General features: G+C 68.3%; 12 protein-coding genes. 6 read left to right on the forward strand and 6 right to left on the reverse strand.

Annotated elements, in window-relative coordinates; translation table 11 throughout:
• Nucleotides 1-3 precede the first annotated feature (3 nt).
• From kdsB to KVT32_RS00760, 5 genes are all read right to left on the reverse strand, one after another.
• Entirely contained in the window at nt 4-768 is a 765-nt protein-coding gene (gene kdsB, locus KVT32_RS00740; protein WP_142054661.1) for a 3-deoxy-manno-octulosonate cytidylyltransferase, read from the reverse strand.
• Nucleotides 769-778: 10 nt separating this feature from the next.
• Nucleotides 779-961, reverse strand: coding sequence for a Trm112 family protein (locus KVT32_RS00745; RefSeq protein WP_056324258.1), 183 nt, complete (start codon nt 959-961; stop codon nt 779-781).
• Nucleotides 962-1,030: 69 nt separating this feature from the next.
• Nucleotides 1,031-2,200: a tetraacyldisaccharide 4'-kinase gene (gene lpxK, locus KVT32_RS00750; RefSeq protein ID WP_217617510.1), complete on the reverse strand. Its 1,170-nt coding sequence runs from the start codon at nt 2,198-2,200 to the stop codon at nt 1,031-1,033.
• Complete coding sequence (locus tag KVT32_RS00755; protein ID WP_056562648.1) at nt 2,197-2,610, reverse strand: biopolymer transporter ExbD; 414 nt, start codon at nt 2,608-2,610, stop codon at nt 2,197-2,199. The genes lpxK and KVT32_RS00755 overlap by 4 nt, the downstream gene beginning before the upstream one ends.
• Complete coding sequence (locus KVT32_RS00760; RefSeq protein WP_217617511.1) at nt 2,607-3,230, reverse strand: MotA/TolQ/ExbB proton channel family protein; 624 nt, start codon at nt 3,228-3,230, stop codon at nt 2,607-2,609. The genes KVT32_RS00755 and KVT32_RS00760 overlap by 4 nt, the downstream gene beginning before the upstream one ends.
• A gap of 350 nt (nt 3,231-3,580) precedes the next feature.
• On the opposite strand from KVT32_RS00760, the gene xseA reads away from it, so the two are divergent.
• The 6 genes from xseA (at nt 3,581) to pcaF (ending at nt 13,792) form a co-directional block, all read left to right on the forward strand.
• Nucleotides 3,581-4,948, forward strand: coding sequence for an exodeoxyribonuclease VII large subunit (gene xseA, locus KVT32_RS00765; RefSeq protein ID WP_175155798.1), 1,368 nt, complete (start codon nt 3,581-3,583; stop codon nt 4,946-4,948).
• Nucleotides 4,949-4,993: 45 nt separating this feature from the next.
• Nucleotides 4,994-8,203 carry an ankyrin repeat domain-containing protein gene (locus KVT32_RS00770; RefSeq protein ID WP_254636711.1) on the forward strand — a complete coding sequence of 1,070 codons (3,210 nt, stop codon included), beginning with the start codon at nt 4,994-4,996 and terminating at the stop codon, nt 8,201-8,203.
• 154 nt (nt 8,204-8,357) lie between these two features.
• A complete protein-coding gene (sodB, locus tag KVT32_RS00775; protein WP_056324270.1) occupies nt 8,358-8,936 on the forward strand; it encodes a superoxide dismutase [Fe] in 579 nt (192 codons plus the stop codon).
• Between the two features lie 279 nt (nt 8,937-9,215).
• Entirely contained in the window at nt 9,216-10,931 is a 1,716-nt protein-coding gene (locus KVT32_RS00780; protein WP_217617512.1) for a methyl-accepting chemotaxis protein, read from the forward strand.
• Between the two features lie 94 nt (nt 10,932-11,025).
• A complete protein-coding gene (locus KVT32_RS00785) occupies nt 11,026-12,420 on the forward strand; it encodes a chloride channel protein (protein WP_217617664.1) in 1,395 nt (464 codons plus the stop codon).
• A gap of 166 nt (nt 12,421-12,586) precedes the next feature.
• Nucleotides 12,587-13,792, forward strand: a complete 1,206-nt coding sequence (pcaF, locus tag KVT32_RS00790) for a 3-oxoadipyl-CoA thiolase (protein ID WP_217617513.1) — start codon at nt 12,587-12,589, stop codon at nt 13,790-13,792.
• A gap of 98 nt (nt 13,793-13,890) precedes the next feature.
• Here the strand turns inward: pcaF and KVT32_RS00795 are convergent, their stop codons facing one another.
• Nucleotides 13,891-14,334: a DUF192 domain-containing protein gene (locus KVT32_RS00795; protein ID WP_371825557.1), complete on the reverse strand. Its 444-nt coding sequence runs from the start codon at nt 14,332-14,334 to the stop codon at nt 13,891-13,893.
• Nucleotides 14,335-14,391 lie beyond the last annotated feature (57 nt).

Below are 14,391 nucleotides of genomic sequence, written 5' to 3' on the forward strand. Positions count from 1 at the left end.
CCCTTATATCGGTTTGCTGTAGATCAAGCGGACGCGCTCCAGGTCGGCCGGGGTATCTACCCCGCCTGCAGGAGGCGTCGACGCCCGATGGACGACGATCGTGTGGCCATGCTCCATGGCGCGCAGTTGTTCCAGCGATTCGAAGCGTTCCAGCGTGCCTTGCGGCAGCGTGGGGAACCGGCGCAGGAACGAGGCGCGGTAGGCGTACAGGCCGATGTGATGCCAGGCGGGCAGGCCGTCGGCCAGCACGCGTGCGCCGCCGGCCAGCGCGTCGCGCGCCCACGGAATGGGGGCGCGCGAAAAGTACAGCGCGCGATCGTCCGCGGCGCAGACGAGCTTGACGACATTGGGATTGAACAGCGCCTCGGCGTCGGCCAGCGGGCACGCGCAGGTGGCGATGTCCGCCTGCGGATAGGCCTGCAGCTTGGCGGCGACTGCGTCGATGAGTTCGGGCTCGATGAGGGGCTCGTCGCCTTGCACGTTCACGACGATCGCGTCGTCGGGCAGGCCCAGTTGCTCGACCGCCTCGGCCAATCGGTCCGTGCCGGTGGGGTGGTCGCCGCGGGTCATCAGGGCGCGCAGCCCGTGCGCCTGCACCGCCTGCTGCACGCGCAGGTCATCGGTCGCGATGAAGATCTGCGAGGCGCCCGACAGCGCGGCGCGATCCGCGGTGCGCACGACCATGGGTTTGCCGGCGATGTCGGCAAGCGGCTTGTCGGGCAGGCGGGTCGAGGCGGTGCGCGCCGGAATGATGGCGATGAAGCTCACGATGCGGCGGTCAGCGGGGGGCTGCGGCGTCGTCCAGCGCGCGCGCTTCGGACTCCAGCATGACCGGAATGCCGTCGCGGATCGGGAAGGCCAGGCGATCCGCACGGCAGATCAGCTCGGCCTGCTGGCGGTCGTGTTCGAGGCGGCCCTTGCACAAGGGGCAAACGAGGATGTCGAGAAGGCGGGATTCCATGACCGGGATTCTAAAACAGTTTTGCCGCCGGACAGCGCGCGGCTCGTCGGGCTTGCGGCAAGCCGCCGGTTACGCCGTTGGGTTGCGGCCCCGGCTTTTGGCGCCGCTGTTCTGGCCGCCGCCCGGGCGCGCTTTTCGGGCGCGCAGCGCGTCGGCCAGCCAGTCAAAGAGCGCCGGGTCGGAGAACGCGGCTTGCACGGGCACTTCCCACAGCCGGGGATCGTTCAGGGCGCCGCACTTGATGGCGTCCTTGGCGGTGACGAGGATGACGTCGGCGTCCAGCGCCTGGAACGGCGACGTGGCGAAGTCGTGGTGGTCGGGTAGCGGGAGCGTCGCGGACAGCGTGATGCCGGCTGCCCGCAGCGTGGTGAAAAAGCGCTCCGGATTGCCGATACCGGCCGCGGCCGCGATGCGGGTCTGGCCGGCAAAGGCGGAGAGCGGCTGCGTGTCGCGTCCCCCGATATGGCGCGCCAGACCGGGTTCGAGCCACATCTGGACCTGGCGGGGGAGGGTGCTGGCGGTGTCTGACACCCTGGGGAGACGGCCGTCAGGCTGCGAACGTGCCTCAAGGGTGTCAGACACCGACAGAGGGGTGTCTGACACCGCAGGACCGGCGCCGGGCGTGCCGATATTGGTCACCACGGCGTCCACGTCGGCCAGCCGGCTGGCGGGCTCGCGCAGCGGGCCGGCGGGCAGCAGGCGCCGGTTGCCCACCCCGCGCTGGTCCTGCACCACGATTTCGATGTCGCGCGCCAGCGCCAGGTGTTGCAGGCCGTCGTCCGAGACGATGACGTCCACCCGGGGATGGGCGTCGAGCAAGGCCTGGGCGGCAAGGGCGCGCCTGGGGTGGATGGACACCGGCGCGCCCGTGGCGCGGGCGATCAACGCCGGTTCGTCGCCGAAGCGGGCGGCTTCCAGGTCGCCCAGTCCGACGCGGGGGTGTGGGCCGACCTTGACCCCGTAGCCCCGGCTGACCACGCCCGGCGTGTAGCCGCGCGCCCGCAGATTCTCGACCGTGGCGATCACCATCGGCGTCTTGCCCGTGCCGCCGACGTAGATGTTGCCGATCACGACCACCGGCACGGGGGCGCGGTACGCCACCTTGGCGCCGCTGGTGTAGCGTTCGCGCTTGCGCGCCACCGCCCAGGCGGTCAGCGCGGACAGGGGGCGCAGGGCGGTGGACAGCCAGCCGCCGCGCTGCCATTGGCGGGCCAGCAGTGATGCGCGTCTGGTTTTCAACGGTTGGTCTGGGCAGCGAAATTGACGCGGCCGATGCCAGCGAGGCGGGCGGCTTCCATGATGTTGATCACGGACTGGTGCGTGGCCTGGGCGTCGGCGTTGATGATGATGAGCGGCTCGGTCTTGCCGGCCGCGGCCTGGCGCAGGGCCTCGGCGATTTCGGGCGGGGTCGAGACGTCGATCAGGGTGCCATTCAGGGCGTAGCGGCCATCCTGGCTGACCGCGACTTCCAGCGCGGGCGGCGTGTCCTGTTCGGAGGACGCCTGCGGCAGCGTTACCTTCAACTGCGTGAAGCGTGTGAATGAGGTGGTGGCCGCCAGGAAGATCAGGATGACCAGCAGGACGTCGATGAGCGGGATCAGGTTGATGTCCAGCTCATCGCGATCGCCCCGGGATCCGCGGAAATTCATGGACGGGCCTCGCGGGGGGCGCGCGCCGGCGCGAGGGCGCGGATCAGGCGCGAGGCGGCCTGTTCCATCGCATTGAGGTAGTTGTCGACGCGGCCGCGCAGGTAGCGGTGCGCGATCATGGCGGGAATGGCGATGAGAATGCCGAAACCGGTGTTGTACAGGGCGATCGAGATGCCGCGCGCCAATTGGGCCGGATCGCCGCCGCCGGGGGTGTAGGAGCCGAAGATTTCGATCATGCCGACGACGGTACCGAACAGGCCCATCAGCGGCGCGACCACGGCGATGGTGCCGATGGCGGAAATGTAGCGGGAAAGATCATGCGCGACGGCGCGGCCCGTGTCTTCGACCACGTAGCGCAGCTCTTCGCGGGGCAGGTGACGGTGACGCATCACTTCGGCCAGCACGCGGCCCAGCGGCGAATTGCGTTCCAGCCGGTGGATCGATTCGGGTGTGTCCTGGTGGTTGCGCAGCATATCGGCGACCTGATCGTTCAGGCCGCGCGGCATCACCAGGCTTCGGCGCAGGGACAGGAAGCGCTCGAAGATCAGCGCCAAGCCCAGCACGGATGTCGCCAGCAGGGGCCAGATGGGCCAGCCGGCCTCGCGCAGAATGGAAAGCAAAGCGTCAACTCCTGAGAAGCCGAAGGCGCCGGAGGGGGCGCATCGTGGCGTCTGAACAAGCCGAAACTGTAACGGCGCGGCGCGCATGTGGCAAGGCGGGGCGATCCCAAACTATCCACAGAATCTGTGGATAATTCTGTGTAGAACTCAGCCAGAAGGCTTATGGGCACAGGGCTTGCGCTTGTTTGCTTCAATTGAGCGCAGCGCCTTATCGCATAAAAGAATATATAAATCATGTACTTACACCGAATTTGCTGCGTTTCTGGGCCGTTGCTGCAAATTCCTGGGGACGCGGTATCATTGCGGCCCGCTCCGCCTGCCCTGTGGACAGGTTCGCATCGGAAAGCCTCATGACAATTGAACTCCCAGTCACAAACAACGCATTTGCGCGGGAAATCCTTACAGTTGCCCAGTTGAACCAAGCGGTGGGGCAGTTGTTGGAGCGCAGCATCCCGGCGCTGTGGGTGCGTGGAGAGATTTCCAACTTCACGCAGGCGGCATCCGGGCATTGGTACTTCACGCTCAAGGACAGCCGGGCCGCCGTGCGGGCGGTCATGTTCCGCAGCCGCGCCAGCGCCGTGGGTTTCGTGCCCCGGGCGGGCGACCAGGTCGAGATCCGCGCCCGGGTTTCCCTGTACGAGCCGCGGGGCGACTATCAGCTGCAGGCTGACGCCATGCGACGGGCAGGATTAGGCAATCTGTACGAGGCCTTTTTGCGACTGAAAGAGCAGCTTGCTTCCGAGGGGCTGTTCGATCCGGCCCGCAAGCGCGAGCCGGTCCGGCTGCCCCGCGCGATCGGCGTGATCACCTCGCTGCATGCGGCGGCGCTGCGCGACGTGTTGTCGGCGCTGGCCCGGCGGGCGCCGCAGGTTCCGGTCATCATCTATCCGGCCCCGGTTCAGGGTGCGGACGCCGCGAGCAAGCTGGCCGCCCAATTGCGTCTGGCCAATGAACGAGCCGAAGTGGACACGCTGCTGCTCGTGCGAGGCGGCGGCAGCATCGAAGACCTCTGGAGCTTCAACGACGAGGACCTGGCGCGCCAGGTGGCGGTCAGCGAGATCCCCGTCATCAGCGGCGTGGGCCACGAAACCGACTTCACCATCGTGGACTTCGTATCCGACCTGCGGGCGCCCACGCCCACTGCCGCGGCCGAATTGGCATGCGCGCCGCGCGCCGAATTGCTCGGCCGCGTCATGCAGACCCTGCAAACGATGGTGCGGGGCCAGCAACGGCGGCTGGAGCGGGCGGCGCAGCGCCTGGATCGCGCCACCGCGCAGCTCGTTTCCCCGGCGCAGCGCTTGCAGCACCAGCGCGAACGCTTGAACAGCCTGCAGTACCGCCTGGCCTCGGCCTGGTCGGCGCCGCAAGGACGGCGCACCGCGCGGGTCAATCTGCTGGCCCAGCGCCTCAGTCATCGCGTACCCGACACGGGCCGGGCCGCGGAACGCCTGGCCGGCGCCGTGCGCCATCTGGGCCAGGCCCAGGCGCGATTGCTCGTCGAGCGTCGCAACCGGCTTGCCGCCGCATCCGCGCAGTTGCGCGCGTTGGATCCGGGGAACACGCTGGCGCGCGGATACGCGATTGCCCGAGACGAGCAGGGCCGCATTGTTCGCGACGCGGCCGCGCTATCGGCGGGCCAGCCGCTGGACCTGAGCTTCGCGCAGGGCGGCGCGCAGGTCCAGGTGCAATCCACGCGTTCCACGCGCGACCCAAGCTGATCTTTCCGCGCCGCAAATCCTTTCCCCCCAAACCATGGCGGCAGGATGTTCCAAAACAGAAACCTGAAATGGGCGGCTACCGGTCTGGCCGCGGCGATATGGGCAACGGGGGTTGGCTCCGTGTCGGCGGCGGCAGCGCCCGCAGCCACCGCGCCCTCGGTCACGCCGACCGCAGCCGCAGCCGCCGATTGCAACTGTGCGTCGCCGTACCGCGAGTACAAAAACGCCGATACCCCGCAGACCGAGGCGCTGTTCGCGGCGGTCGGCCGCAACGATGAGGCGGCGTTTCTGGCCGCGCTGGCGCAGGTGGAACGCCCTGGCAACTATGCCTTGAACGGCGTGCCGTTGCTGCACGCTCTGCTGATGCCGCCTCGCGGCCTGCGATCGCAGTACGTGTATTGGGACCTGACGCCGGAAGATTCCGCGCGGCTGCGCCAGGCTCACGAGGCCGGCCTGCCGGCCCGCGCGCGGATGCTGGCGGCATTGCTGGCCACCAAGCCCGCGCTGGATGACATCACGTACGAGTCGCGGCGCCCGCCGCTGCACCTGGCCCTGCTGTACGGCTCGCCAGGGACGATCGAGGCGCTGCTGGCCGCGGGCGCCAACCCGGACCAGCGCGGCGACGCCAACGACACGCCCCTGGAATTCCTGCTGAATCGCGACTTCGAATATGCGGTGCGCATGACCTATCTGCCGCGCCTTGTCGATCGCAAGAACATGACGCGGATGGTGGTGGCCTTGTTCGGCGCCGGCGCCAGCCGTCCCTATGCGGCGCTGGACGCCGCGGACAAGGCCGCCGCGTCTAGCGCGATGACGGACGGACAAGGCCGGGTGCGGCCGGCGGCCGACTTCCTGTGCTGGCTCCCGTTGGTGGAATTGACCGAAGGGGCAGAAGCGCTGCGCGCGTTGGCCGCCTCGGGCAGCCGCCCCGCTTATGAAGAGGAGCTGACCGCGCTGGCGTTCGCCGCCTACCAGGGGGATGCGCAGGCAGTGTCGTTCTTGATGGAGCAGGGTCCGCGCACGATCCCCGCCACGGGGTGGGGCGAGAGCGGGGAACGCGATGTGTGGCTGGACGCGGCGCAGGCGGCGGTCGAGGGCGGGCACCCCGAGGCCGCCGGGTTGCTGTTGCGCGCGGACATGCCCTTTGCGCAACGCGGCCCGCAGGTGGGCTCAGGCGGTCTGCTCTTCGCCAAACCCGAGATGGGCAACCGGCCCATCATGAACCTGGCCGCACAGCGCGGCGACGCGCAGACGGTGCGGCGCCTGCTGGCCCTGGGGGCGCCGGTCGATGGCGACCCCGCGGAGCCGCATGGCAACACGCCGCTGGCCGATGCCGTGCAAGCCGGCAAGCCTGATGTCGTCAAGACGCTGCTCGCCGGGGGCGCCGATCCCGGCTTGCGGCGCGACGGCTACGACCGCCAGTCGGCGCTGGATGCCGCGGTGCGGGCCGGGGACACGACGCTGCTGCGCACCCTCTTGTCCGCGATGACGCCCGACGCCTTGCGCGCGGCGTTGCAGGATCCCGGCAACTCGCCGGTGGCGCAGCTGTTGCGGCAACCGGGCGGGCAGGGCGCGGCGGTCCTGCGCATGTTCGCGGACGCGGGGTTCGACATGAAAACCCTGGACGCGGGCGCCATCCACCAGGCGCTGGAAAACAGCGATACGGCGCTCGCCCTGATGCTGATCAACGCTGGCGTGCCGGTGAATCCGCCGGCGCCGGCGGCCGGGCGGAATGCCGCGCCAGCGGGGCCGGGGGATGCGGGCGGCACGCCGCCCCTGTTGCTGGCGGCCACGTCCGGCCACGTCGCCGTCGTCGACGCGCTGCTCGCCAAGGGCGCGGACCCGGCCGCCATCGCACCGGACGGCGAGAGCGCCTTGTATTGGCTGATCGGCCGTCAGGACGCCGCCATGCTGGATCGGCTGCTGCGCGCCGGCGCCCGCTTCGACGACCCGCGCCTACCGGCAGCGCCCAGCCCGTACGCGCTGCTCAACGCCGCCGTGGTGTCAGGCGACATCGACACGGTGCGCCGCGTGAGTGCCGCGAATGGCCAGGCGATCGCGCAGGCCTGCCTGCCGGACAACGCCGAGTTCGTGCTGGTCGACAAGCCCGGCTACTTTGCGCAACTGCATGCGGCCGGGTTCACCGGCCACGAATCGGCATGCGCGCGTGATGGACGCCGCTTGCCCGAGCGCGTCGTGTCGACGCTGTTGCAAAGCCGGCAACTGATCACCGCGCGGCACGACACCGTGGTCCAGGTGCTGCGCCAGTTCAAGGACGCGGGAACCGACCTGGATGCGCCGGTGGCCGGCGACGACACGCCGCTGACGGCTGCGATACAACTGGGCCGCCAAGACCTGGCGGATGCGCTGCTGGAGGCGGGCGCGAGCCCTGACGCCGGCGCCGCCTCGGGCCGTGGGCCTGCATGGGTTGCGCTAGAAACCGGCCAGCCCGGGATGCTGGCCTTGCTGGCGCGGCATCGCGCGCGGTTCGACGCGGCTGTCGCGCCGCCCGGGCAGTCGTTTCGCATGACGCTCGTCTGCCAGTCCGATCCGGTCTTCGCGAAGACGCTGCAGCACGCGGGCGTCACGCTGCAGGCAGACTGCGCGCCGCCGGCCGCGCAAGGCCGGCGCCTGGGCGCGAAGGCCGCGAACAAATCCACCGAAGCCATCCGTGTTCCAGGGCACTATTTCCTCGTCGGTGTTCGGGAGGTCGGCAGCGAATTGCTGCTGCGCGAGGACGGCAGCTTCGAATACTTCCTGAGCTATGGCGCCGTCGACATCAACGCGCATGGAGCCTGGCGCGCCGACGGCAAGCAGGTTTTCCTGGACACGCCGCCGCTGCGGCCGTTTTCAACCATCGCCAGCGTGCGCGCCGACAGCCTGCCCGCCGAGCCCGGCATGCTGACGGTGCGGGTGTATCACCGGGGCAGGCCGGTCAGCATCGATGTGGCGGCGTCGTCGGCGGATGCCGATTACGGCGGCGGGCCGCGCCGATCGGAAGGCGCGGACGGCGTCAGCGTGCCCATCTCCGAGGGCGCGCTGAAGTCCCTGGCCGTGTTCGTGCCGTTGCCGGCTGGCGAACGCTGGCATGAGGTGGATGTGAGCCGCATCGATCCGGCCACGCGGTCCATTCGCATCGATATCGACGTGCCGGACGGCGCGGCCAGCGCGCCGCTGCACAAAGTCCTGGCCGTGGCCGACGACGGCGCCTTGGTGGAAACGGTTGGCGGCAGGGAACTGCGCTACACGAAGTGACGCGATGCCCGCGGTCGCGCGCGGGCGCCTGGACGGCCCGGTAATAAGCATGTGCCCGTTAACCCCGCGCCAGCGCGGGGTTAACACGGTATCCTCAGGAGTTGCCGATACAATTGACCGGCTTGATCGTGCTCTCAACAGAAGGAACCATCACATGGCACATACTCTTCCCCCCCTGCCTTACGAACTCGACGCCCTGGCGCCGCACATCTCCAAGGAAACGCTGGAGTTCCACTACGGCAAGCATCACCAGACGTACGTCACGAATCTGAACAACCTGATCCCGGGCACGGAATTCGAAACGCTGTCGCTGGAAGACATCGTGAAGAAGTCCTCGGGTGGCATTTTCAACAACGCCGCTCAGGTCTGGAACCACACCTTCTACTGGAACAGCCTGGCTCCCAAGGCCGGCGGCGCTCCCACCGGCGCGCTGGCTGACGCCATCAACGCCAAGTGGGGCAGCTTCGACGCCTTCAAGGAAGCCTTCAACAAGTCGGCTGCCGGCAACTTCGGTTCGGGCTGGACCTGGCTGGTCAAGAAGGCCGACGGCTCGGTCGACATCGTCAACACCAGCAACGCCGCCACCCCGCTCACGACGGCCGACAAGCCGCTGCTCACCTGTGATGTCTGGGAACACGCGTACTACATCGACTACCGCAACGCGCGTCCCAAGTATCTGGAGAATTTCTGGGCACTGGCAAACTGGGATTTCGCGGCGAAGAACTTCGCCTGATTTCCCGTTCCGGGCGCCTTGCGGCCCCCCCCCGCCGTACCCCGTGAAAATGACCCCTCGCCCCGGCGAGGGGTTTTCTTTTGTTCAGGAAAAATTCAGTTTCAAAAACCCCTGTCGATTGTCGAGTCATTACACGAAACTGACGCGGGAACTGGATTCTCTTCAGGGTAAGCCCTAAGCCAAACGTCGCTATCGTTTCCTCCGGCCTGCGCCTGCACCCCGGAGCGCAGGGCTGCGGCAGCGCCGCCATAAGCCGGGGCACTCACAGGGAAGGGAAGCATGTTGCGGTTATTTTCGGGAATGCGCATCGGGTCACGCCTGACGGGCGCGTTTTTGCTGGTGGCGGTGATAGGCGGTGCGATCGGGGCGTTCGGCGTATGGGGGCTGTCGCGAATCAATGAAATGAATGACAGGCTTTACAACACCGAACTGCGCGGCATTTCGGATCTGAAGGAAGCCAACCTCAACCTCATCTACGCGGGGCGTGCGCGTAACGCCTACCTGGCCGCCTCCTCCGAGGACGCGCGGCTGGCGCTGCGCAAGCAGTTCGACGATGCGGTCAAGACCATGGACGGCCTGCGGGACAAGGCGGCCGAGAATTTCTACGGCGAACCGGCCAAGCGCCTGCTGGCGCAGTTCAATGAAACCGAGCAGGCATGGAAGCGCGAGGCCATGGCGTTCTTCGAGGCGGCCAAGTCGCAGCCGTTGACGCAGACCGACGCGCGCGTGGCCGAAACGGAAAAGCGCGTCATCGCGACGTCGCAAAAGCTCGATGACCTGATGACCGACCTGGCGGTCAACAAGGAAAAGTCCGCCGAGCTTTCCGTGCAGGACGGGACGGATCTTTACAAAACGGTCCGCACTGTCATGATCGCGCTTGCGATCGCCGGCGTGGCCATCGGCATGCTGCTGGGGTGGCTGGTGACGCGAGGCATCGTGCGTCCGCTGAGCGAGGCCGTGTCGGCGGCGCGCCAGGTGGCCGCGGGCGACCTGACTGCCGATATCCGCGTCGCCACGCGCGACGAAACCGGCGACCTGATGGCGGCGCTCAAGGCCATGAACGAAAGCCTGGCTCGCATCGTCAAGGACGTGCGCGACGGCTGCGAGAACATCGCTTCGGCGTCGTCCCAGATCGCGCAGGGCAACTCCGACCTGTCGCAGCGCACGGAAGAGCAGGCGTCCTCGCTGGAAGAGACCGCGGCGTCGATGGAGCAACTGACCAGCACGGTGCAGCAAAACGCCAACAACGCCGGGGAAGCCGACCGTCTGGTCAGCCAGGCGTCCAGCGTTGCCGTGCGCGGCGGCGAAGTGGTCGAAGGCGTGGTGCAGACCATGAGCGCAATTTCCGACAGCTCGCGCCGCATCGCCGACATCACGGGCGTGATCGACGGCATTGCATTCCAGACCAACATCCTGGCGCTCAACGCCGCGGTGGAAGCCGCGCGTGCGGGCGAGCAGGGCCGCGGCTTTGCCGTCGTGGCGGGCGAGGTGCGCACGCTGGCCCAGCGTTCCGCCGTGGCCGCCAAGGAAATCAAGGCCTTGATCGATGAATCCGTGACTCGCGTCGAAGGCGGCACGCGTCAGGTCGACGAAGCCGGACGCACGATGCGCGAAGTGGTCGACAGCGTGCGCCAGGTTGCAACCCTGGTGCGCGAGATCTCGGGCGCCTCGGAAGAGCAATCGGCCGGCATCGGCCAGGTGAATCAGGCCGTGTCGCAGATGGACGCCGTGACCCAGCAGAACGCCGCCCTGGTCGAGGAAGCGGCAGCAGCCGCAGCCAGCATGCAGGAGCAGGCCACCCGCCTGGCGCAGGAAGTGCGCCGCTTCAAGGTCGATGCGGGCGGCGCGACGGCGGTTCAGGCGCAAGCCCGGTTGCTGCCGTCGGAACGCACCGCCGCGCGCAAGCCCGCCGTTGCCGCGCAGGCCGCGCGCCCGGTGCAGGCCCGGCCCGCGCTGGCCAACGCCTCGCAGGACGACGACTGGTCGTCCTTCTAAGGCGGCCGGCCCCGCGATGGGCGGCGGCCGTTCGGTTACGGGTCAGGCGGGGATGGTATGGTTGGCAACCCGCCAAACCACCCCTTTCTCGTCCATGCCCCTGCCCGACCCCGTCCGCCGCGTCATTGCCCGAACACGCCGGCTCACGCGCCGCAAGGTGCGTCAGGTCAACCGGCTGTCACGCAAAAGCGTGCAACTGGGGCTGCTGCTGGGCGGCGCCGCGCTGGTGGCGCTCATGTCGCTGGGTTTTGCCTACCTTGCCGACAAGGCGCTGGCGTGGAACCGGCAGTGGGTGGCCTACAACGGATGGCTCGCGCTGCTGGTGATGCCGTTCGGCCTTGCCGCCTTGCGCTGGCTCACGTTGCGCTTCGCGCCCAACGCCTCGGGCAGCGGCATTCCTCAAGTCATCGGCGCGTTGTCGCTGCCGCCGGGGCCCAGCCAAAGCAGCCTGGTGTCCTTGGCGCAAAGCCTTTGGAAAATCCCGTTGGCGTTCTTTGGCATGCTGGCGGGCGCGTCGATTGGCCGCGAGGGGCCTTCGGTGCAGGTCGGCGCGGCGCTGATGCTGGCATGGGGCGACTTCTGGAAGCGCCGCGGCTTGCAGTTGCGCGGTTTTCACGCCAACGAGCTGATCGCCGCGGGCGCCGCGGGCGGCCTGGCGGCGGCGTTCAACGCGCCGCTGGCCGGGGTCATCTTCGCGATCGAGGAACTGGGCCGCGGCACGGTGCTGCGCTGGCAGCGGCTGGTGCTGATCGGCGTATTGGCCGCCGGCTTTCTGGTCGTGGCCGTTGAAGGCAACAATCCCTATTTCGGCGTGTTCGGCGGCGCGCCGCTGTCCCAGAACATGCTGCTGTGGATCGTCATCTGCGGCGCGCTCAACGGCGCGCTGGGCGGCATCTTCGCGCGGTTGCTGGGCAAGGGCCCCGTCCTGGCGGCGCCGCAATCGTGGCGCGGCTGGATCCGGGCGCATCCGATCTGGACGGCGTTCATCATGGGCCTGGCCCTGGCGGTCATCGGCCTGTGCACCGCGGGCAGCGTGTACGGCACCGGCTACGCCGCCGCCGCCGATCTGCTCAACGCGAAGGACTCGGTGCCGGACGGGTTTGGCATCGCCAAGCTGTTCGCGACCGTGGCGTCGTACTGGGCGGGCATTCCCGGCGGCATCTTCACGCCGGCGCTGACCACGGGCGCGGGCATCGGCCACCACATCTGGGAGCTCGCGGGCAACGGCGTCGACCAGCGCGTGCTGGTTTTGGTGTCGATGGCCGCCTTTCTGGCGGCCGCCACGCAGGCGCCGTTGACGGCCAGCGTGGTGGTGATGGAAATGACGGGCAGCCAGCCCATGCTGTTCTGGCTGCTGGTGGCGTCGCTGCTGGCGTCCGGCGTGTCGCGCCAATTCTGCCCGCAACCTTTCTACCATCTGGCCGCCGGCCGTTTCCGCCGGCAAGCCATCGTCGAGGCGGGCCGCGCGGCCAAGGCCGGGACGCCCTGAACGCGTGCACAGGCGCCCGTTTTCGGGCGCGGCAAGGCCGGCTAATGTGAACGTCCATTGGACACTGTCCGTGCAGCGGACATCCGTGCAACGCACCAACTTGGCGCGAAACCGCTGCGTTAAGATCGTCCGATCCCGAGTTCTTTCACTTCACTCCGAGCTTCCCATGACCGTGAATGCCTTTATCTGTGATGCGATCCGTACCCCCTTCGGCCGCTATGGCGGTGCGCTGGCTTCCGTGCGGCCCGACGATCTGGCTGCCGTAGCCATCAAGGCCCTCGTGGCGCGCAACCCCGGCGTGCGCTGGGAAGAACTCGACGACGCCATCATGGGCTGCGCCAATCAGGCAGGCGAAGACAACCGCAACGTGGCCCGCATGGCCACGCTGCTGGCCGGCCTGCCGATCGAAGTGCCCGGCGCCACGGTCAACCGCCTGTGCGGTTCGGGCCTGGACGCCATCGGCACCGCGGCGCGGGCCATCCGCGCCGGTGAAGCCGGCCTGATGCTGGCCGGTGGCGTGGAAAGCATGAGCCGCGCCCCGTTCGTCATGGGCAAGGCCGACAGCGCGTTCTCGCGCAGCGCCGCCATCTACGACACCACCATCGGCTGGCGCTTCATCAACAAGCTGATGAAGGCGCAGTACGGCGTCGACTCGATGCCCGAGACCGCCGAAAACGTCGCCGACGACTTCAACATCAGCCGCGCCGACCAGGATCTGTTCGCGCTGGCCAGCCAGGAAAAGACGGCTCGCGCTCAGAAGGAAGGCGTCTTCGACGCCGAGATCGTGCCCGTGTCGATCGCCCAGAAGAAGGGCGATCCCATCGTCGTGTCCAAGGACGAACACCCGCGTGAAACCTCGCTGGAGTCGCTGGCCAAGCTCAAGGGTGTGGTCCGCGAAGGCGGCAGCGTCACCGCCGGCAATGCGTCGGGCGTGAACGACGGCGCCGCCGCGCTGCTGCTGGCCGACGAAAAGGCCGCCGCCCGTCATGGCCTGACCCCGCGCGCCCGCGTGGTCGGCATGGCGACCGTCGGCGTCGCGCCGCGCATCATGGGTATCGGCCCGGCGCCCGCCACGCAAAAGGTGCTGGCCCAGACCGGCCTGACGCTGGACCAGATGGACGTGATCGAACTGAACGAAGCGTTTGCGGCGCAAGGCCTGGCCGTGCTGCGTCAGCTTGGCATCGCCGACAACGACCCGCGCGTGAACCCCAACGGCGGCGCCATCGCCCTGGGCCACCCCCTGGGCGCCAGCGGCGCGCGTCTGGCCACCACGGCCATCAACCAGCTTCATCGCACCGGTGGCCGCTATGCCCTGTGCACGATGTGCATCGGTGTCGGCCAAGGCATCGCGCTGATCGTCGAGCGCGTGTAAGGCAGTGACCCCGGGCGGACAGTACCCGCCGCCCCAACGACAAGGGAGCCCTCGGGCTCCCTTTGTCATTCATCGGTTCTGGCGCTTGCCATGATGCGTTACGGCAGCCCGTCCAGCTTCTTGCCCGCGGCGATGCCGTGCGCGTCGAACCACCCCTGCGCCATTTCCAGCGCGTAGCGCACCGGCTTTTTCGCGCAATGCGGATCCTCGGTCTGCGGCGCCATGTCCTCGATGTTGACGATCGTGCCGTCGTCGGCGATAAAGGCAATCGACAGGGGCAGCAGCGTGTTGCGCATCCAGAAGCACTGCACGTCCGGGCGGTCAAAGACGAACAGCATGCCGTCGTTGCCGGGCAGTTCCCTGCGGAACATCAGGCCGTCGCGCCGCGTGGCGTCCGTGTCTGCGACTTCCGCGCGGATAATATGGATGCCGGCCGACAGCTGTGTGGTCGGCAGCTTGGGTTGCGGACCGGTCTGTTGCTGGGCGCTGGCTGGCAAGGGCAGGGCGGCGGTCGCGAACGCGATGGCTGCGGCGGCAATCACCGAACCCTTGCGGCCCGCCGAAGTTCCCGCTGACGATGCTTTGGTGAACGTTGTTTT

Source organism: Achromobacter sp. GbtcB20, assembly GCF_019091095.1.
GTDB lineage: Bacteria > Pseudomonadota > Gammaproteobacteria > Burkholderiales > Burkholderiaceae_B > Achromobacter > Achromobacter mucicolens.